The 18996-nt window shown below is 70.8% G+C and carries 20 protein-coding genes and 1 tRNA gene; 13 read left to right on the forward strand and 8 right to left on the reverse strand.

Features of this window, described 5'->3' with window-relative positions; all coding sequences use genetic code 11:
- The first annotated feature begins 10 nt into the window (after positions 1 to 10).
- Both OG959_RS20400 and OG959_RS20405 read left to right on the forward strand, forming a co-directional pair.
- Positions 11 to 199 carry a hypothetical protein gene (locus OG959_RS20400; protein ID WP_442805599.1) on the forward strand — a complete coding sequence of 63 codons (189 nt, stop codon included), beginning with the start codon at positions 11 to 13 and terminating at the stop codon, positions 197 to 199.
- Positions 196 to 1227, forward strand: coding sequence for a LacI family DNA-binding transcriptional regulator (locus OG959_RS20405; RefSeq protein ID WP_326660440.1), 1032 nt, complete (start codon positions 196 to 198; stop codon positions 1225 to 1227). The genes OG959_RS20400 and OG959_RS20405 overlap by 4 nt, the downstream gene beginning before the upstream one ends.
- Positions 1228 to 1258: 31 nt before the next feature.
- Here OG959_RS20405 and OG959_RS20410 read toward each other — a convergent pair whose 3' ends face one another.
- Positions 1259 to 2266 (reverse strand): ROK family protein, encoded by a 1008-nt coding sequence (locus OG959_RS20410; RefSeq protein ID WP_326660442.1) that lies wholly within the window; start codon positions 2264 to 2266, stop codon positions 1259 to 1261.
- 423 nt (positions 2267 to 2689) lie between these two features.
- Between OG959_RS20410 and OG959_RS20415 the strand changes: the two genes are divergently transcribed.
- Positions 2690 to 3565 carry an SDR family NAD(P)-dependent oxidoreductase gene (locus OG959_RS20415; protein ID WP_326660443.1) on the forward strand — a complete coding sequence of 292 codons (876 nt, stop codon included), beginning with the start codon at positions 2690 to 2692 and terminating at the stop codon, positions 3563 to 3565.
- A gap of 33 nt (positions 3566 to 3598) precedes the next feature.
- Here the strand turns inward: OG959_RS20415 and OG959_RS20420 are convergent.
- Both OG959_RS20420 and OG959_RS20425 read right to left on the reverse strand, forming a co-directional pair.
- A tRNA-Pro gene (locus OG959_RS20420) sits at positions 3599 to 3672 on the reverse strand.
- Between the two features lie 116 nt (positions 3673 to 3788).
- A complete protein-coding gene (locus OG959_RS20425) occupies positions 3789 to 4730 on the reverse strand; it encodes a metallophosphoesterase (protein ID WP_326660445.1) in 942 nt (313 codons plus the stop codon).
- Between the two features lie 79 nt (positions 4731 to 4809).
- On the opposite strand from OG959_RS20425, the gene OG959_RS20430 reads away from it, so the two are divergent.
- A complete protein-coding gene (locus OG959_RS20430) occupies positions 4810 to 5274 on the forward strand; it encodes a GatB/YqeY domain-containing protein (protein WP_326660447.1) in 465 nt (154 codons plus the stop codon).
- Positions 5275 to 5406: 132 nt separating this feature from the next.
- Here the strand turns inward: OG959_RS20430 and OG959_RS20435 are convergent, their stop codons facing one another.
- Positions 5407 to 7644, reverse strand: coding sequence for a transglycosylase domain-containing protein (locus tag OG959_RS20435; RefSeq protein ID WP_326660449.1), 2238 nt, complete (start codon positions 7642 to 7644; stop codon positions 5407 to 5409).
- A 398-nt stretch (positions 7645 to 8042) separates the two neighbouring features.
- Here OG959_RS20435 and OG959_RS20440 point away from each other — a divergent pair, with 398 nt between their 5' ends.
- Positions 8043 to 8393, forward strand: coding sequence for a WhiB family transcriptional regulator (locus OG959_RS20440; RefSeq protein WP_018551136.1), 351 nt, complete (start codon positions 8043 to 8045; stop codon positions 8391 to 8393).
- 29 nt (positions 8394 to 8422) lie between these two features.
- Here OG959_RS20440 and OG959_RS20445 read toward each other — a convergent pair whose 3' ends face one another.
- Positions 8423 to 9841, reverse strand: a complete 1419-nt coding sequence (locus OG959_RS20445) for an ArsA family ATPase (RefSeq protein ID WP_326660451.1) — start codon at positions 9839 to 9841, stop codon at positions 8423 to 8425.
- Entirely contained in the window at positions 9838 to 10827 is a 990-nt protein-coding gene (locus OG959_RS20450) for an ArsA family ATPase (RefSeq protein WP_326660453.1), read from the reverse strand. Before OG959_RS20450 ends, OG959_RS20445 begins: the two co-directional genes overlap by 4 nt.
- Before the next feature lie 82 nt (positions 10828 to 10909).
- Here OG959_RS20450 and OG959_RS20455 point away from each other — a divergent pair, with 82 nt between their 5' ends.
- The 4 genes from OG959_RS20455 to OG959_RS20470 all read left to right on the forward strand — a co-directional run bounded on the left by OG959_RS20455 (position 10910) and on the right by OG959_RS20470 (position 13397).
- Positions 10910 to 11068 carry a DUF4177 domain-containing protein gene (locus tag OG959_RS20455; protein WP_019888269.1) on the forward strand — a complete coding sequence of 53 codons (159 nt, stop codon included), beginning with the start codon at positions 10910 to 10912 and terminating at the stop codon, positions 11066 to 11068.
- Complete coding sequence (locus OG959_RS20460) at positions 11068 to 11538, forward strand: RidA family protein (RefSeq protein WP_219573178.1); 471 nt, start codon at positions 11068 to 11070, stop codon at positions 11536 to 11538. The genes OG959_RS20455 and OG959_RS20460 overlap by 1 nt, the downstream gene beginning before the upstream one ends.
- A 147-nt stretch (positions 11539 to 11685) precedes the next feature.
- Positions 11686 to 12570 carry an NUDIX hydrolase gene (locus OG959_RS20465; RefSeq protein ID WP_326660458.1) on the forward strand — a complete coding sequence of 295 codons (885 nt, stop codon included), beginning with the start codon at positions 11686 to 11688 and terminating at the stop codon, positions 12568 to 12570.
- The gene (locus OG959_RS20470) at positions 12567 to 13397 is read left to right on the forward strand and encodes an MBL fold metallo-hydrolase (protein ID WP_326660460.1); all 831 of its coding nucleotides are present in this window, start codon (positions 12567 to 12569) and stop codon (positions 13395 to 13397) included. The genes OG959_RS20465 and OG959_RS20470 overlap by 4 nt, the downstream gene beginning before the upstream one ends.
- Before the next feature lie 126 nt (positions 13398 to 13523).
- On the opposite strand, the gene OG959_RS20475 is transcribed toward OG959_RS20470, so the two are convergent.
- The gene (locus OG959_RS20475) at positions 13524 to 14198 is read right to left on the reverse strand and encodes a Crp/Fnr family transcriptional regulator (protein WP_123460131.1); all 675 of its coding nucleotides are present in this window, start codon (positions 14196 to 14198) and stop codon (positions 13524 to 13526) included.
- Positions 14199 to 14678: 480 nt separating this feature from the next.
- Here OG959_RS20475 and OG959_RS20480 point away from each other — a divergent pair, with 480 nt between their 5' ends.
- The 4 genes from OG959_RS20480 (at position 14679) to OG959_RS20495 (ending at position 18667) form a co-directional block, all read left to right on the forward strand.
- Positions 14679 to 15662 carry a hypothetical protein gene (locus OG959_RS20480; protein ID WP_326660463.1) on the forward strand — a complete coding sequence of 328 codons (984 nt, stop codon included), beginning with the start codon at positions 14679 to 14681 and terminating at the stop codon, positions 15660 to 15662.
- Positions 15663 to 15735: 73 nt separating this feature from the next.
- A complete protein-coding gene (gene nth, locus OG959_RS20485; protein ID WP_326660465.1) occupies positions 15736 to 16569 on the forward strand; it encodes an endonuclease III in 834 nt (277 codons plus the stop codon).
- A gap of 61 nt (positions 16570 to 16630) precedes the next feature.
- Complete coding sequence (locus OG959_RS20490; protein WP_442805600.1) at positions 16631 to 17374, forward strand: NUDIX hydrolase; 744 nt, start codon at positions 16631 to 16633, stop codon at positions 17372 to 17374.
- A gap of 87 nt (positions 17375 to 17461) precedes the next feature.
- Positions 17462 to 18667 carry a MarP family serine protease gene (locus OG959_RS20495; RefSeq protein WP_326660468.1) on the forward strand — a complete coding sequence of 402 codons (1206 nt, stop codon included), beginning with the start codon at positions 17462 to 17464 and terminating at the stop codon, positions 18665 to 18667.
- Positions 18668 to 18712: 45 nt separating this feature from the next.
- Here the strand turns inward: OG959_RS20495 and OG959_RS20500 are convergent, their stop codons facing one another.
- A complete protein-coding gene (locus tag OG959_RS20500) occupies positions 18713 to 18916 on the reverse strand; it encodes a hypothetical protein (protein ID WP_326660470.1) in 204 nt (67 codons plus the stop codon).
- Positions 18917 to 18996 lie beyond the last annotated feature (80 nt).

The following is an 18996-nucleotide window of genomic DNA, read 5'->3' on the forward strand; positions in this document are numbered from 1 at the left end:
AGTCGGCGTCGTGGTAAGTGAGCACACTCTGCTGAGAGACCTCCTCCTTCGGACCGACCGCCTCGACCCGCACGCCGCGGCCGGGCAGGGCCTGCGGACGCTACTGCCCGGCGAGCAGGCCCGGTTCCGCGTGACCGGCTGCGGTTCCGTGGACGGGAAGAGGGCGCGGACTGCCCGCATCTGCGCGGACGCGAGGTGAACAGTCCCGCACGTGTGACCATCAAGGACGTCGCTGCCCGCGCAGGCGTGTCCAAGGGCGCCGTCTCACTGGCGTTCAACCAGAAGCCGGGCGTCTCGGACGTCACCCGCCGGAGGATCTTCGAGGCCGCGAAGGAACTGGGCTGGGCCCCGAACCTCACCGCGCGCAGCCTCTCCAGCCAGAAGGTCGACATCATCGGCCTGGCCCTGTGCCGTCCCGCCCGGCTGCTCGGCCTCGAACCGTTCTACATGGACTTCATCTCCGGCATCGAGAGCGTCCTCGCGGAACGGTCGTACTCACTGCTCCTGAGGCTGGTGCGGGATCTCGACGAGGAGACCGAGCAGTACAAGTCCTGGTGGCGCAGCCAGACGATCGCCGGCGCCATCCTGGTCGACTTCCACGAGAACGATCCGAGGGTCGCGTCGCTGCAGCCCATCGGGCTGCCGGCGGTGGCTGTCGGGCACCCGTCGCTCACCGGCTCGTTTCCCGCGGTGTGGACCGACGACGCCACGGCCGCGGCCGAGGCCGTCCGCTATCTGGCGGCGCTCGGCCACCGGCGCATCGCCCGCGTCGGCGGCCCGGTCGGGCTCGGCCACAGCGCCATCCGGGCCACCGCCTTCGCGGCCACGATCCGGGAGCTGGGACTGGACGAGGGCCGCCAGATAGCGACCGGCTTCGACGGGAGCGAGGGAGCCAGGGCCACCCGCTCCCTCCTGATGTCGGCAGACCGCCCGACGGCCATCGTCTACGACAACGACATCATGGCCGTGGCCGGAGCGGGGGTCGCCGCGGAGATGGGCTTCGCGGTCCCCGACGACGTGTCGCTGCTCGCCTGGGACGACTCGCAGCTGTGCCGGATCACGCATCCCACGCTGTCGGCCATGAGCCACGACGTGCACAGCTTCGGGGCGCAGGTGGCCCGCACCCTGTTCGCCGTCATAGAGGGTGAGCACACCGGTTCCGTACAGGTGCCGACCCCGTCCCTCACTCCGCGCGGTTCCACCGCACAGGCACCCGTCCGGAACTGAGAACGGAGCCGTGTCCTCGGGGAGGGCCGGCTTACGGGCGCAGCCCCGAGGCGAGGGCGGGGACGCCGTCCTGCGAGGAGGCGGCGGCGGCTTGTGAGGAGGCGGCGCCGGCTTGTGAGGAAGCGACGGCGGCCGCACCTATCAGCCCGGCATCCAGGGCCAGGAGCGCCGGCACGACGGGCAGCCCGCGGGTGAAGTCGAGGACGGCGTAGTCGGCCATGTGCCGGCGCAGGGGAGCGAAGAGCGTGTCGCCGGCCTGGGCCACGCCTCCGCCGATCACCACGAGGTCGAGCTCGACGAGAGCGGCCGTCGCCGCGACGGCGGCGGCGAGTGCCCGGGCCGCCCGTTCGTAGGCCCCCCGTGCGTGCGGGTTCCCCGCCCGCGCCGCGTCCGCGACCGCTGCCGCGGTCGGGGCCACCCCGGCCGGCGCGGACCACCCGGCCGCCTGCGCGTGCGCGGCGATGGCCGTACCGCTGGCGAACCCCTCGACGCAGCCCGGAGCCCCGCACGGGCACAGCGAACCGTCCAGATCGACCGTGATGTGGCCGATGTGGCCCGCGTTCCCCGTCCTGCCGGTGTGCAGCCGGCCGTCGAGGATCAGGCCGCCCCCGACCCCGGTGGACACCACCATGCACAGCGCGTTGTCGAACCCGCGTGCCGCGCCCAGCCAGTGCTCCGCGGCGGTCATGGCCACCGCGTCCCCGACCAGCACGGGCCGCAGCCCTGCGGGCAGCCGCGGGTGCGCCGCCACCCGCTCGGTCAGCGGGAAGCGCCGCCACGCGGGAATGTTGACCGGGCTGACCGTGCCCGCGGCGGTGTCGACCGGACCAGCGCTGGCGATGCCGAGACAGGTCAGCTCGTCCCACAACGGGTGGAGCGCCAGTTCGTCGAGTACCGAGGTCACCGCCGCCATGAGCTCACCGGCGGACCGCTGCGCGGGGGTAGGCCTCTGCGCGCGTGCGAGCAGCGTGCCCGCATCGTCCACGAGCGCGCCGGCGATCTTCGTGCCGCCGATGTCCAGTGATCCGTACACCGTCACGTCACCACACCTTTCGTGAAGGAAGCGGGAGTCCTTCGCTCCGGAGCACACTCTGACGGGTGCTGACAACGTTGTCTAGTAACGCGTTTAGTTTAGGTCAAGGTTTAGTAAAATCCTCGGGCCGGCCGACATGGCGGGAGCCGGTCGGGCAGCCGGCTCCCAGCCGCCCCTCACGAGGAACCGGCTCCCTGGGCGGCCGCCGTTCGCAGGGCTTCCACGAAGGTTCGCACCCTTGCCGTGGCACCGAAGTGCAACTCCTCGGCCAGTGCCAGGAAGGCCTCCATCTCCTGCCGCCTACGACAGCGGAGACCGCAAGCACCCGAACGACGCCGGCTATGCGGCCATGGCCCGCGAAGTGCAGCGCACACCCCTGATCTGACCCGCTGCCTCGTCCCGACCGCACCACCACCCCGAGGAGCTCTCGTGGATCTCCATCTGACCGGCAAGACCATCCTGATCACCGGTGCCACCAGCGGCATCGGGCGCGCCACCGCCCAACTGCTGGCCGACGAGGGGGCCCAGGTCGTGGCCGTCGCCCGCTCCGACGCCGAACTGCCCATCGACGTGGACCTGTTCCTCGGTGACCTGTCCGAACCGGCCACCGCGCAGCGGGCCGTGGACCATGTGCTGGCCCGCCACGGCCGCATCGACGGCCTGGTCAACAACGCGGGCTCGCTGATCTCCCGTGACTCCTTCGAGGCCATCGACGACGCCCAGTGGTACAGCACCTTCGAACTGAACCTGCACGCCGCGGTCCGTGTCACCCGCGCCGCGCTGCCCCTCCTGCGCGGCAATCCGGACGGCGCGGCCGTCGTCCATGTGGCCAGTGAGGCGGCCCGCCTGCCGGACGCCTCGATCGCCGACTACGCCGCGTCCAAGGCGGCCCTGCTGTCGGTGTCCAAAGCCCTCGCCACCTCGCTCGGCCCCAGCGGGGTGCGCTCCGACGTCGTCTCCCCGGGCCCCACCCGCACCGCGCTGTTCGACGCCTCCGGCGGATTCGCCGACCGGCTCGCCACCCGCTACGGTCTGCCGCGCGAGCAGGCCGTGGACCGCTTCATCCGCACCGAGCGCCGCCTGCCCACCGGCCGCATCGGCACCCCGCAGGAGGTGGCCGGGGTCATCGCCTACCTGCTGTCCCCGCGCGCCCACACAGGTCACGGGCGCGGAATGGGCCATCGACGGCGGCGCGCTGCGGCAGCTGTAGACGGCTTGCTCCTGCGTACCCACGGCTGCGGGAGGTCTTCTCCCCAACGGCTCCCAAGACGCCCCCGGAAACCACTCAGGGGCCTGATCCACTAAGTGGATCAGGCCCCTGACCTGGTCTTACGGCTGTCGGGGTGGCGGGATTTGAACCCACGACCTCTTCGTCCCGAACGAAGCGCGCTGCCAAGCTGCGCTACACCCCGATCGCCGCCGGTCTCCCGGCGACATCGATTACTTTAGCCCACCGGCGGCCGGAGACGAAATCCGCTTTTTGTGCCGATCGCGCGGGCGCCAGTGGTCAGCGGCCGGGCACCCTCGGTCACACGTCCCGCGCCGTGAGGGTCAGCAGGGTCGCCTCCGGCGGGCAGGCGAAGCGGACCGGGGTGTAGCGGTTGGTGCCGCAGCCCGCCGAGACGTGGAGGTAGGCGCGGTGGCCGTCGGCCGTGTGGCTGGAGAGGCCCTTCACGCGGTCTGTGTCCAGGTCGCAGTTGGTGACCAGGGCTCCGTAGAAGGGGATGCAGAGCTGGCCGCCGTGGGTGTGGCCGGCCAGGATCAGCGGGTAGCCGTCCGCGGTGAAGGCGTCGAGCGAGCGCAGGTAGGGGGCGTGGACCACGCCGATGGAGAGGTCGGCGCCCGTCTCGGGGCCGCCCGAGACCTCCGCGTAGCGGTCGCGCTTGATGTGCGGGTCGTCGAGGCCCGTGAAGGCCAGCTCGAGGCCGTCGAGCTTCAGGCGTCCGCGGGTGTTGGACAGGTTCAGCCAGCCCGCGTCGTCGAAGGCGTCGCGCATCGGTTCCCACGGGTTGTGGACGACGCCGACGGCCGGGGCGTTCCCGTTGAGGCCGTGCTTGCCCGCCGTCTTCTCGAAGAGGTAGCGGGCGGGGTTGCGGAGCTTGGGGCCGTAGTAGTCGTTGGACCCGAACACGTACACACCCGGGAACTCCATCAGCGGGCCCAGCGCGTCGAGCAGTTCGGGCACGGCCTCCGGGTCGGAGAGGTTGTCGCCGGTGTTCACGACGAAGTCCGGGCGCAGCCCGGCCAGGGACTGCAGCCAGGCGCGCTTCTTGCGCTGGCCGCTGACCATGTGGACGTCGGAGACCTGGAGGACGCGCAACGGGCGTGCCCCGTGCGGGAGTACCGGGATGGTGACCCTTCGCAGACGGAACGAGCGGGCCTCGAATCCTGCCGCGTAGGCGAGACCGGCGGCGCCGGCCGCGGCGGTGACCGCCGTGATTTTCAGGGGTACTCCGTAGCGTGCGCGCATGCGCCCATCGTCGCAGACGGTGCGTGTCCACGGGAAAACCGGCGGGCGGCGGGCACCCCGCACCTGCCACAATCACCCCATGACCACGCTCAAGTCCAAGCTCAAGGAAGACCTCACCACGGCCATGAAGGCGCGCGACGAGCTGACCTCGTCCACGCTCCGGCTGACCCTCACCGCGATCACCAAGGAGGAGGTCGGCGGCAAGACGGCCCGCGAACTCTCCGACGACGAGGTGCAGAAGGTGATCGCCAAGGAGGCCAAGAAGCGCCGCGAGGCGGCCGAGGCCTTCGCCAAGGGAGGCCGGACCGAGCAGGCCGAGCGGGAGAAGAGGGAGGGCGAGCTGCTCGACGCCTATCTTCCGCAGCAGCTGGGCGACGAGGAGCTGACCGCGATCGTGTCGTCCGCCGTCGACGAGGCGAAGGCCGCCGGGGCCGAGGGGCCGCGCGCGATGGGGGCCGTGATGAAGATCGTGAACCCGAAGGTGGCGGGGCGCGCCGAGGGCGGCCGGGTGGCCGCCACGGTGAAGAAGCTCCTCGCGGGCTGAGGGCCGCGGGCCGAAAGGGCTCAAGAGGCCGAAAGGTCCGCGCGGCCCGGCAGGTGTCGGACATGAAGGTGGGGCGCCCCCGGTCCGGGGGCGCCCCACCTTCATGTCCGACCTACGCGGGAACGGGCCTGGTCAGGGGCCGTTCATCCCGCCGTCGTTCTGGCCGCGGCCGTTGCCGTCGTTGCCACCGATCAGGTCCGGCGAGATGCTGATGCCGGGGAAGGGCGTGTCGTCGCCGGGCTTGTCGTCCTCCTCGCCCGGCTTCTTCTTCTCCTTCTTCTCCTTGTCCTCCTTCGGCTTCGCCCGCGGTACGTTGACCGGGTTGAAGGCCGGAGTCTCGGAGGCGTTGAGGGAGCCGGTCATCGCCGTCTTCCAGATCGGGCCGGGCAGACAGCCACCGCAGACGTCCTCGTAGTACTGACCGCCGATGTAGATGTCGCTCATCGGGATCTGCTTGGCGCCGTCGCTGCCGACCCACACCGCCGTGGACAGGTTCGGCGTGTAGCCGACGAACCAGGCGTTGATGCGCTCGTCGGTCGTACCGGTCTTGCCCGCGTTGTCGCGGTCGCTGAGACCGGCCGACTGCCCGGTGCCGTCCGCGACGACGCCCTTGAGCATCTGGTTGATGGTGTCGGCCGTGTGCTCGCTCATGGCCCGGTCGCACGACGACTTCGGTACGTCGATCTGCTTGCCGTCCGGCTTGGTCACCGAGAGGACCGCGATCGGGGAGCAGTACGTGCCCCGGTTGGCGAACGTCGCGTAGACCGAGGCCATCGCCAGCGGCGTCGACTCCTGGCCGCCGAGCGTGGTGTTGGCGACCTGCCACAGCGGCTTGTTGTCGCCGCGGTTGTAGCCGACCTTCTTCGCCATCGCGAGCGTCTCGCAGAGGCCGGTCTTCTGTTCCAGCTTCGCGAAGTAGGTGTTGATCGACTTGCCCAGCGCGCTGGTCATGTCGAACATGCCCTTCTCCGTCTCGAGCTCGTTCCCCACCTCCCACGGCTTGTCGTCCGCGGGCTGGTTGTCGCAGGTGCGGAAGCTCTCGCCGGGCAGGGAGATCTCGTGGGGGGTGGTGAAGCTCTGGGCCGGGCTGATGCCCTTCTCCAGCGCGGCCGCCGCGGTGATCGGCTTGAAGGTCGATCCGACCTGGAAGCCGGCGTAGCTGCCGCCCATCTCGTGGTCGACGGAGAGGTTCAGCACGGTCTGGTGCTTGGACGCGTCCAGTCCGTACGGGCGGGACTGCGCCATCGCCAGGATCTGGCCGGTGCCGGGCTGGACCTGGACGACCGAGGCCGCGACCTTGTCGGTCTCGTTGACCCGGGAGGTCGCCGCCTCGTTGGAGGCGGCCTGGGAGCGCGGGTCCAGGGTCGTCTTGATGGTGAGTCCGCCGGTCGCCCAGAGCTTGGCGCGGTCCTTCGCGGTCTTGCCGAAGGCCGGGTCGCTCGTGACGATCTGGCGCACGTAGTCGCAGAAGAAGCCGGATCCGCTGACCGCGGTGATGCAGCCGTTCTTCGGCCGCTTCACCTTCAGCTTGATCGGGGTGGACTTGGCCTTGTCCGCCTCCTCCTGCGAGATGTCCTTGACGTCGGCCATCCGCTGGATGACGGTGTTGCGACGCTTGGTCGCCTCTTCCTTGTCATTGACGGGGTCGTAGCGGCTGGGCGACTGCACGATGCCGGCCAGCATCGCCGCCTCCTCCAGCTTGAGGTCCTTCGCCGGCTTCGAGAAGTACCGCTGGGAGGCTGCCTCGACGCCGTACGCCTGCTGCCCGAAGAAGGTGATGTTGAGGTAGTTCTCCAGGATCTTCTTCTTGCCGAGTTCTTCCTCGACCTGGATCGCGTACTTCAGCTCCTGGACCTTGCGGCCCAGCGTCTGCTGGGTGGCCTGGGCGACCTTGGTCGGGTCGTCGCCCGCCTCCTCGACGAAGACGTTCTTCACGTACTGCTGGGTGAGGGTCGACGCGCCCTGCGCGGTCCCGCCCGCCTGTACGTTGCGGTTCATCGCGCGCAGGATGCCCTTGAGGTCGACCGCGCCGTGCTCGTAGAAGCGGGCGTCCTCGATCGCGATGATCGCTTTCTGCATGTACGGGGAGATCTTCGTCAGCGGCACGACGGTGCGGTCCCGCGAGTACACCGTGGCGATCTGGCCGCCCTGGTTGTCCAGGATCGTGGTGCGCTGGCTCAGCGGCGGAGTCTTCAGATTGGCCGGGATCTCGTCGAATCCGTCGACCGTTCCCTTGGCGGCGAGACCCAGTGCTCCGGCGGCCGGCAGCGCGATGCCCGCCAGGACCACTCCGGAGAGTGCGGCGACACCGAGGAACTTGGCGGCCTGCTGGGTCGTCGTGAGACCCCCGCCCGAGCGCTTCTTTGGCATGGGGGCAGCCTACGTTCTCATTCGCCGGACACACGTATATGCCTTGGCCTAAGCTGCTCTCAACTGTCACAGCAGTCCGGTTTTGTATCAACCCCCCTGCATGACCCTGTGCATGACCCGGCCACGAGTTCAGGCGCTCCCGAAATCGCCTCGTGTGTCATCGACCGTCCGTTATGTCTCAGGTGGTCTGTCCCGATTCTGCCGGGATAGTCGCGCATGTCCTCACCTCACTCCCCTGGGTGATCTGCCGCATACGCATAGTCCGTTCGGGCCATTCAAGATTGGGCCCGAAGGGGGTGTTGTGCTGTCGCCACCTTCCGTAACGTCCTCAACTGGCAGCGGTGAATATGCCGCTGCCGCCGTGGGGGAGCCTCGATTCGGGAGAGGACGGCGCCGGGATGGGCTGGGTAACCGACTGGAGTGCGCAGGCAGCCTGCCGCACTACCGATCCGGATGAACTGTTCGTACAAGGGGCAGCGCAGAACAGGGCCAAGGCGGTGTGCACCGGATGCCCGGTGCGGACCGAGTGCCTTGCCGATGCGCTCGACAATCGCGTCGAATTCGGCGTGTGGGGCGGAATGACCGAGCGGGAGCGCCGCGCACTGCTGCGCCGGCGTCCGACCGTCACGTCCTGGCGCCGGCTGCTGGAGACCGCACGCAGCGAGTACGAGCGGTCCACGGGCATCCTGCCCGTGGCGATCGGGCTGGAGGACGACGAACTGCACGAGACGTTCGCCGCCGTGGGGTAGCCCCGGGGGCAGGACGGACGACGGGGAGACTACGCAGCTCCGGCCGAGGCGGAACCGGTCGCGAGCCGGTCCCCGATGGCTCGCAGCCCTGCGAGGTCATGGACATCTCCAGGCAGCGCGGCCACCGCGGTCACGGCCACCTCGGGATGCAGCGCGGTGAAGCGGTCGCGTGTGTGCTGTTCGCGCGCGACCACCTGCATTCGTTCGGCATGCAGGCGCAGCAGACCGGCCGTCAGCTGTTCGACGGTCACGGCGTCAGGGGCAGCTGTGTTCGTTACGGCGTCGGTACGGGTGTCCGCTTCCGCGTCCGGGAGGTCGGCGGGGTCGTGCTCCGAGGCGTGCTCGGACGGTTCGGGGGTGGCGGCTCCTGCGGTGTCCGGGGTCGGTGCGGAACCGGCCGCGGGGGATTCGGCGGGCTCACGAAGTCCAGCCTTCCCGGCCCCCTGATCCACAATGCCGTCGGCATCAAGATTTTCTGCGGCGGCCAGCGCCCGCTCCGCGGAGAGCCGGGCGGCGTCACTGCCGTGGACCCGGTTGAGCACCAGACCGGCCAGCGGCATGTCCTCCGCGGCCAGCCTCTCCACGAAGTACGCGGCCTCGCGGAGCGCGTCCCGCTCGGGTGTCGCCACGACGAGGAACGCCGTGCCGGGTGCCTGGAGGAGCTTGTACGTGGCATCGGCGCGGGTGCGGAATCCGCCGAACATGGTGTCCATCGCGGCGACGAAGGTCTGCACGTCCCGCAGGAACTGGCCACCGAGCAGCTTGCCCAGCGTTCCCGTCATCATCGACATGCCCACGTTGAGGAACTTCATTCCGGCCCGGCCGCCCATCTTCGCCGGGGCCATCAGCAACTTGATGAACTTCCCGTCCAGGAACGAGCCCAGCCGCTTCGGCGCGTCCAGGAAATCCAGGGCGGACCGTGACGGCGGGGTGTCGACGACGATCAGGTCCCACTCGTCGCGCGCCCGCAGCTGACCGAGCTTCTCCATCGCCATGTACTCCTGCGTGCCGGCGAAACCGGCCGACAGGGACTGGTAGAAGGGGTTCTCCAGGATCGCCCGGGCCCGCTCCCCGTCCGCGTGCGCCTCGACGATCTCGTCGAAGGTCCGCTTCATGTCGAGCATCATGGCGTGCAGTTCGCCGGCGCCCTCGGCCCCTACGCCCTCCACCCGGCGGGGGATGTTGTCCAGCGAGTCGATGCCCATGGACTGGGCCAGCCGGCGCGCCGGGTCGATGGTGAGGACGACGACCTTGCGGCCGCGCTCAGCCGCCCGTACGCCGAGGGCCGCCGCGGTCGTCGTCTTGCCGACGCCGCCCGAACCGCAGCACACGACGATCCGGATGTCCGGGTCGTCGAGCAGGGCGTCGGTGTCCAGGGAGGGGGCCGGGGCCGTACCGGTGCCGGTGTCCGCCCCGGTACGCGCTTCCGTGCCCGTGCCCGATGTCATGAACCCACCCCTTGTTCCGCCGCCCCGTCGCCCACGCCCTGCTTGCGCAGCTCCACCGCCAGTTCGTACAGCCCGGCCGGGCCCACGCCCTCGCCGATCAGCGGGAGTTCGTACGACGGCAGCCCCAGCCCCGTCAGTACGGCGCGCTGCTCACGCTCCAGCTCCACCCGCTGGGCGTGCTCGGCCGCCTGCTCGACCAGAGGGCGTACGAGTCCTGCGGAGCCGGTCACGCCTGCCCGGGTGAGGGTCTTGGCGATCTCCTTGCGCCGCCCGCCCGCGGCGGTGCGCAGCGCGTCCTCGTCCAGCAGGTGCGGGCGCACCATGTTCACGATGACCCGGCCCACCGGAAGTTCGGCGGCCCGCAGTTCCGTGATGCCGTCGGCGGTCTCCTGGACCGGCATCTCCTCCAGGAGGGTCACCAGGTGCACCGCCGTCTCGGGGGACTTCAGCACCCTCATCACGGCCTGCGCCTGATTGTGTATCGGGCCGATCCGGGCCAGCCCCGCCACCTCGTCGTTCACGTTGAGGAAGCGGGTGATCCGGCCGGTCGGCGGGGCGTCCATGATCACGTGGTCGTAGACGAACCGGTTCCGCTTGTCCTTGCGGCGCACCGCCTCGCACGCCTTGCCCGTCAGCAGGACGTCCCGGACACCGGGCGCGATGGTGGTGGCGAAGTCGATCGCGCCGAGCTTCTTCAGGGCCCGGCCCGCGCTGCCGAGCTTGTAGAACATCTGGAGGTAGTCGAGGAGGGCGCGCTCGGCGTCGATCGCGAGTGCGTACACCTCGCCGCCGCCGGGTGCGACGGCGATCTTGCGCTCCTCGTAGGGGAGGGAGTCCGCCTCGAAGAGCTGGGCGATGCCCTGTCTGCCCTCGACCTCGACGAGGAGGGTGCGCCTGCCCTCGGTCGCGAGGGCGAGCGCGAGGGCGGCGGCGACCGTGGTCTTACCGGTACCGCCCTTGCCGCTGACGACCTGGAACCTGCTCACGTATTCGAGCCTAACCAGTCGCGCCGCGGGCTACGCACGAGGCTGGGCGTCCCGTGGACCGGCCAGGCATTACAGTCGGGCCATGACCAAGTGGGAATACGCGACCGTGCCCCTTCTCGTGCACGCGACCAAGCAGATTCTGGACACCTGGGGCGAGGACGGCTGGGAGCTGGTCCAGGTCGTTCCCGGCCCGAACAACCCCGAGCAGCTCGTGGCCTACCTCAAGCGGGAGAAGGGCTGATGGCGGGCGCCGTCGAGGCGAAGCTCGCCGAACTCGGGCTTGCGCTGCCGGACGTCGTACCGCCGCTCGCCTCGTACCAGCCCGCCGTGCAGTCCGGGGTGTACGTGTACACCTCGGGCCAGCTGCCGATGGTGGACGGCAAGCTCGCCGTCACCGGCAAGGTCGGCGCGGAAGTCACGCCCGACGAGGCGAAGGAACTGGCGAAGACCTGCGCGCTCAACGCGCTGGCCGCCGTCAAGTCGGTCGCGGGTGACCTGGACCGCATCGCCCGTGTGGTGAAGGTCGTCGGGTTCGTCGCCTCGGCCACGGACTTCACCGGCCAGCCCGCCGTGATCAACGGTGCGAGCGAGCTGCTCGGCGCGGTGCTCGGCGACAAGGGCGTGCACGCCCGCAGCGCCGTCGGCGTGGCCGTGCTGCCGCTGGACGCGCCGGTCGAGGTCGAGGTCCAGGTCGAGCTGACCGGAGCCTGAGCCGAAGCCGTACCGCTGCCGGGGCGCCGCCCCGATTCCGTGAGGTCCCGTCCGGTCGTGACGACCGGGCGGGATCATCTGTGTACGGGGCATGTACGGATCACCGCGCCCCTCGAACATCGTCACGGTTCCGGATAGCCTCCGGCCATGTCCAATGGTCAGTGGTACCCACCGGAATGGCCCGACCGGATCCGGGCCCTCGCCGCAGGCGAACTGACGGCGGCGACCCCCAGGCGGGCCGCCACCGTGATGCTGCTCCGGGACTCCGCCGCGGGTACCGGGGACGGGCCCACGGTCCACATGCTGCGCCGGCGCACCTCGATGGCCTTTGCCGGAGGTGCGTACGCCTATCCGGGTGGCGGGGTCGACCCGCGCGACGACGACCGGCTCGTCGGCTGGGCCGGACCCGCGCTGGAGGACTGGGCGAAGCGGCTGGGTGTCGGTACGCCGGCCGAGGCCCAGGCCATCGTGTGCGCCGCGGTCCGCGAGACGTACGAGGAGGCGGGCGTCCTGCTCGCAGGCCCGACCGCGGGCACGGTCGTCACGGACACCACCGGCGCGGACTGGGAGGCCGACCGCGAGGCGCTGGTCGCGCGGGAGCTGTCGTTCGCCGAGTTCCTCGACCGGCGCGGGCTGGTGCTCCGCTCCGATCTGCTCGGCGCCTGGGCGCGCTGGATCACTCCGGAGTTCGAACCGCGCCGCTACGACACCTGGTTCTTCGTCGCCGCGCTCCCGGCCGGTCAGCGCACGCGCAACGCCTCGACGGAGGCCGACCGCACGGTGTGGATGGGGCCGGCCGACGCGGCCGACGGATACGACCGGGGTGAGCTGCTGATGATGCCGCCGACGGTTTCCACACTGCGTGCGCTCAGGCCGTACGCCACCGCCGCGCAGGCGCTGGAGGCGGCATCGGGCCAGGATCTCGCCCCCGTGCTCGCACAGGCCCGCCTGGAGGGCGGAGAGCTGGTGCTGAGCTGGCCGGGGCACGAGGAGTTCACCAAGCACATCCCGGCGGGCGGTGGTTCCGCATGAGTGACGCGGCCGCGCTGCCCGGACAGCCGCGCGGCGGGGTGCTGTCCGGCCCCGCCACCACCCGTGCGGTCAACGTCCTCGCGCCGAACGCGTCGGCCATGACGCTGGACGGCACCAACACCTGGATCGTCGCCGAGCCCGACTCGGACCTCGCGGTGGTCATCGACCCGGGCCCGCTGGACGACGCCCATCTGCGGGCGGTCATCGACACGGCCGAGCGCGCGGGCCGGCGGATCGCGCTCACGCTCCTCACCCACGGGCACCCCGACCACGCGGAGGGGGCGGCCCGCTTCGCCGAGCTGACCCGGACGAAGGTGCGGGCCCTGGACCCGGAGCTCCGGCTCGGCGACGAGGGCCTGGGCACGGGTGACGTGATCACGACCGGTGGGCTCGAGATGTACGTGGTGCCGACCCCGGGCCACACCGCGGACTCGCTCTCCTTCCATCTGCCCGCCGACCGCGCGGTGCTGACGGGCGACACGATCCTCGGGCGTGGGACGACGCTGGTGGCGCACCCGGACGGGCGGCTGGGGGACTACCTCGACTCGCTGCGGCGGCTGCGTTCGCTGACGGTCGACGACGGGGTGCACACCGTGCTGCCCGGCCACGGCCCGGTGCTGGACGACGCCCAGGGCGCGGTCGAGTTCTACCTGGCACACCGTGCACACCGCCTGGCCCAGGTGGAGACGGCCGTGGAGGCCGGGTATCTGACGTCGTCCCAGGTGGTGGCACACGTGTACGCGGACGTGGACCGCTCCCTGTGGCCCGCGGCGGAGCTGTCGGTGCGGGCGCAGCTGGAGTATCTGCGGGAGCACGGACTGATCTGACGGGCCCGTCCGTAAGGATCCGGGCGGCCCTGCCCCGTACGGATCCGGCGTGCCCCGCCCCGTGACGTACGCGAGGGGCCCCGCCGGTGTCGGCGGGGCCCCTCGGGCGTTGCGTACGACGACGGGTCAGCGGGACCGCTTGGCCAGCCGCTCCACGTCCAGCAGGATCACCGCACGGGCCTCCAGCCGCAGCCAGCCGCGGCCGGCGAAGTCGGCGAGGGCCTTGTTGACCGTCTCGCGGGACGCGCCGACCAACTGGGCCAGCTCCTCCTGCGTCAGGTCGTGCACGACGTGGATGCCTTCCTCCGACTGGACGCCGAAGCGGCGCGACAGGTCGAGGAGGGCGCGGGCGACTCGGCCCGGCACGTCGGAGAAGACCAGGTCGGACATCTGGTCGTTGGTCTTGCGCAGGCGCCGGGCGACGGCGCGCAGCAGGGCCGTGGCCACCTCGGGGCGTACGTTCAGCCAGGGCTGAAGGTCGCCGTGGCCGAGGCCGAGGAGCTTGACCTCGGTCAGCGCGGTCGCGGTGGCGGTACGCGGGCCCGGGTCGAAGAGCGACAGCTCACCGATCAGTTCGCCGGGGCCGAGGACCGCCAGCATGTTCTCGCGCCCGTCGGGGGAGGTGCGGTGGAGCTTCACCTTGCCCTCGGTCACCACATAGAGGCGGTCACCCGGGTCACCCTCGTGGAACAGCGCGTCGCCGCGCGCGAGGGTCACCTCACTCATCGAGGCGCGGAGCTCCGCGGCCTGCTCGTCATCGAGCGCCGCGAAAAGCGGGGCGCGCCGCAGAACGTCGTCCACGAGTTCTCTCCTTGTCGGCCTGTTCAGGGAACCGTGGTCCCCATCATGCCGGACGGTAAAACAGTGCGATCAATCACAAACCAGTTTGACGCACGCGCGTGCCGGAGCGTACGGCAGGGGGCCGATTGGGGGCGGATCTCCCGCGAGCGGGGTGGATGCCGGGGCCGGACGGGTGGCTTGGGCGCCGGTGAGCGTGCCGGCCGAGGGGCTGACCGGGTGTCGGTGGGGCGCGATTCAGCTGTGGGCGAACATGCCGTCAGTGGCCGCGGGGTGGCTGTCGAACCGCGGTCGCGGAGTGGCTGGCGAACGGCCCTCCGTGTGGGGGGCGGGGGCTGTGGGCCGGAGGGTTCCCTCCCGTAATGCATACCCCTGCCCAGTATCGATATTCGGGTTGACCTCATACCCCTAGGGGGTATCTACTGCTGGCGTGGGTCCGCCCCCGCAGGTATCCCGCCCGCCCGGTCAGCCGAGGAGTCCGCCATGAACACCACCCTGAAGATCACCGCCTTCACCGCCGGTCTCGCCACCGTCTTCGGCGCCTCGTACGGCATCGGCCACGCCACCGGTGGCCCGTCCGCGAAGCCGGCCACCGCCGCCCACGCGGGTCACGCCTCGGCCGCGTCTTCGGATCCGGCCTCCCCGGGCGGCGACACCGCCTCGGACGGCGCCGGCCTGCTGCCCGGGGGCCTGCAGATCTCCGAAGGCGGCTACACGCTCAGCCTCAGCGACCCCTACGTCACCGCCGGCGCCCCCGCCGACCTGCGCTTCCGGATCCTCGGGGCGGACGGCCGACCCGTCACCGCCTACCGGACCGCGCACGGCAAGGAGTTGCACCTCATCGTCGCCCCGCGCGACCTCTCCACCTTCCAGCACCTGCATCCCACCCGCGCCGCCGACGGCACCTGGCGGACCTCCGCCGCCCTGCCCACCGCCGGCGAGTACCGCGTCTTCGCCGACTTCACCCCGGCCGGCGCCTCGCAGGGCCTCACCCTCGGCGCCGATCTGCACGCCGCCGGCGACCTGCGCCCCGTACCGCCGGCCAGGACAGGGCGCACCGTCACCGTCGACGGATACCAGGTCACCCTGACCGGCGACCTCGTCCCGGGCCGCTCCACACGGATCGGCCTCGCCGTGGCCAAGGACGGCAGACCCGTCACCGATCTCCAGCCCTACCTCGGCGCGTACGGCCACCTGGTCGCCCTGCGCGCCGGTGACCTCGCCTACCTGCACGTCCACCCCGACGGAGAGCCCGGCGACGGCACCGCGCCCGGCCCGGACATCACCTTCACCACCACCGCGCCGAGCCGGGGCGGCTACCGCCTCTTCCTGGACTTCCGGCACGGGGGCGTGGTCCGTACCGCGGCCTTCACGGTCACCGCCGCCGACAGCCCGGCGGAGGCTTCCCCCACTGCTGCGGTGTCCGCCTCGGCTTCCGCGGAGCACGACGGGGACCACCAGCACTGAAGCGCCCACGGCCCGGTCCGCGCCCGAAGAGAACCCGCCCCGGCGCCTCGCCCCTTCGGCGTAGCCTTCGGGCATGGCAGAGAGCAAGGTCCGTAAGCCCGTGGCCGAACCCGCGGTGAAGGCGGCTGCGAAGCCGGGGAAACCGGAGTCGCGCCTGGCGATGGTGCGGCGTGCGCGGAAGATCAACCGTGTCCTGGCGGAGACGTATCCGTACGCACATCCGGAGCTGGACTTCGAGTCGCCGTTCGAGCTGCTGGTGGCCACCGTGCTGTCGGCGCAGACGACGGACCTGAGGGTGAACCAGACGACGCCGGCGCTGTTCGCGAAGTACCCGACTCCGGAGGACATGGCGATGGCCGTTCCCGAGGAGATGGAAGAGATCATCCGGCCGACGGGCTTCTTCCGGGCCAAGACCAAGTCGCTCATAGGCCTCTCCGTCGCTCTCCGGGACCGTTTCGGCGGCGAGGTGCCGGGGCGTCTCGCCGATCTCGTGACCCTGCCCGGGGTCGGCCGCAAGACCGCCAACGTCGTCCTCGGTAATGCCTTCGGCGTACCTGGCATCACCGTCGACACGCACTTCGGCCGACTGGTCCGCCGCTGGAAGTGGACCGAGCAGGAGGACCCGGAGAAGGTCGAGGCGGAGATCGCGACGATCTTCCCCAGGAGTGAATGGACGATGCTCTCGCACCGCGTCGTCTTCCACGGCCGCCGCGTCTGCCACGCCCGCCGTCCCGCCTGCGGTGCCTGTCCGGTCGCCCCGCTCTGTCCTTCGTACGGGGAGGGCGAGACGGACCCCGAGAAGGCCAGGAAGCTGCTGAAGTACGAGATGGGCGGTCAGCCGGGCCAGCGGCTGAAACCGCCGTCGGACTACCCGGGCAGTCCCGCCCCCGCGCTGGGCGCAGGCTGACCCGGCGGGGCGCTCCGGAACGAAATGCGTGAGGACAGGCGTTGTGAAACGAGGGGTGCCTATGAAGACGCATGAACACAGCACGGACGCGGCCGCCGCCGCTGCACAGGACGCCGCCGACGACATCGCCGACGGCGCCGCGATCGACGTCACGACCGAGGGCCTGCCCGACTGGCTGGATCCCGTCGCCCGAGCCGCGCGAACCATCCAGCCGCAGCAGCTCAGCCGCTTTCTGCCGCCCGCGAGTGGAGCCGGGCGGCAGTCCGCGGTGCTCGTCCTGTTCGGCGAGGGCGCACACGGGCCGGAACTGCTTCTGATGGAGCGCGCCGGAAGCCTGCGCTCCCATCCGGGCCAGCCCTCCTTCCCCGGCGGCTCGCTGGATCCGGCCGACGGCGACCAGGAGACGACGGGGCCGCTGCGGGCCGCGCTGCGCGAGGCGGAGGAGGAGACCGGCCTCGATCCGCACGGGGTGCAGATCTTCGGCGTCCTGCCCCGGCTCTACATCCCGGTCAGCAGCTTCGTGGTGACTCCGGTCCTTGGCTGGTGGCGTTCGCCCAGCCCGGTCGGGGTCGTCGACCCGGCCGAGACCGCCCGGGTCTTCACGGTGCCCGTGGCGGATCTCACGGATCCGGCCAACCGGGTGACCACGCGCCACCCCAGCGGCCACCGCGGCCCGGCATTTCTGGTCGAATCCGCACTCGTATGGGGGTTCACGGCAGGGGTGATCGACCGGATTCTGCACTTCGCGGGCTGGGAGCGCCCCTGGGACAGGGCCAAGCAGGTGCCGCTCGACTGGCGCGCATGACAGGCTGACTCCCGAGCTCCGCCGCCGGGCCTTCCCGGCCACGGGGAGACGTACGGGCCCGGTGACGAATCTGCGAGGCAATAGACGGTGAACGTGCTGGACATCCTGCTGCTGGCCGGCGCCGTGTGGTTCGCGGTCATCGGCTACCGCCAGGGGTTCGTCGTCGGCATTCTGTCGGTGATCGGGTTCCTGGGCGGCGGTCTCGTCGCCGTCTATCTGCTTCCCATCCTGTGGGACCAGGTGACGGACGGCTCGGAGGTCTCGTCGACGGCGGCCATCGTCGCGGTCGTCATCGTGATCGTCTGCGCCTCGGTGGGCCAGGCCTTCACCACCCACCTGGGGAACAAACTCCGCCGGTACATCACGTGGTCGCCCGCGCGCGCCCTCGACGCGACCGGCGGCTCCCTCGTCAACGTCGTCGCGATGCTGCTGGTGGCCTGGCTGATCGGCTCCGCGCTGGCGGGTACGTCCCTGCCGACCCTGGGCAAGGAGGTCCGCAGCTCCTCCGTGCTGCTGGGCATCTCCCGGGTGATGCCGCCCCAGGCCTCCACCTGGTTCACGGACTTCTCCTCGGTCCTCGCGCAGAACGGCTTCCCGCAGGTCTTCAGCCCGTTCGCCAACGAGCCCATCACCGAGGTCAGGGCCCCCGACCCGGCTCTGGCCGGCAGCCCCGTGGCGGCCCGTGCCAAGGAGTCGATCGTCAAGGTCGTCGGTACGGCACCGAGCTGCGGCAAGGTCCTCGAAGGCACCGGATTCGTCTTCTCCGACCGCCGGGTGATGACCAACGCCCACGTTGTCGGCGGCGTCGACGAACCGACCGTGCAGATCGGCGGCCAGGGACGTCTGTACGACGCGAAGGTCGTCCTCTACGACTGGCAGCGCGACATCGCCGTACTCGACGTGCCGGACCTCGACGCGAAGCCGCTGCAGTTCACCGACACCGACCACGACGCCGCGACCGGGAACAGCGCGATCGTCGCGGGGTTCCCGGAGAACGGCTCGTACGACGTGCGCTCCGCGCGTGTCCGGGCCCGAATCGACGCGAACGGGCCCGACATCTACCACCGCGGCACCGTCCGCCGCGATGTCTACTCGCTCTACACGACGGTCCGTCAGGGCAACTCCGGCGGTCCGCTGCTGACGCCCGACGGCAAGGTGTACGGAGTCGTCTTCGCCAAATCGCTCGACGACCCCGACACCGGTTACGCCCTCACGGCCGACGAGATCCGTCAGGACATCACGCAGGGCCGTTCCGCCAACCAGCAGGTCGACAGCCAGGGGTGCGCGCTCTAGGAGCGTGGGTCGAAGGTCCCGCCTGCGGGGTGGCGGGACCGCGGATCATCCGCGCGGGTGGCGCAGCCGCGCCGAGACCCAGCGGGCCCTGCGGCGGAGGATGCGCGGAATGCCGAGCCGGGGATCATGCAGAACATGCATAGCGTGCACCCGGCCCTGGGGGCCGCCCCCCTCATGAGTGCCCGGTACCGCCGTGGCGGTCGAGCGACGATTGCGTGCTGCGTCACCGAAGTCGTGCGTCCAGCCCATACCGGGACGTCTGCCCGTGACGCATGGTCGGTAACCGCCCATCCGCCAGCCAATTGGCCTATGCGGCAGGCAAGTGGCTG

It is taken from the genome of Streptomyces sp. NBC_00385, from assembly GCF_035917155.1.
GTDB classification, from domain to species: domain Bacteria; phylum Actinomycetota; class Actinomycetes; order Streptomycetales; family Streptomycetaceae; genus Streptomyces; species Streptomyces poriferorum.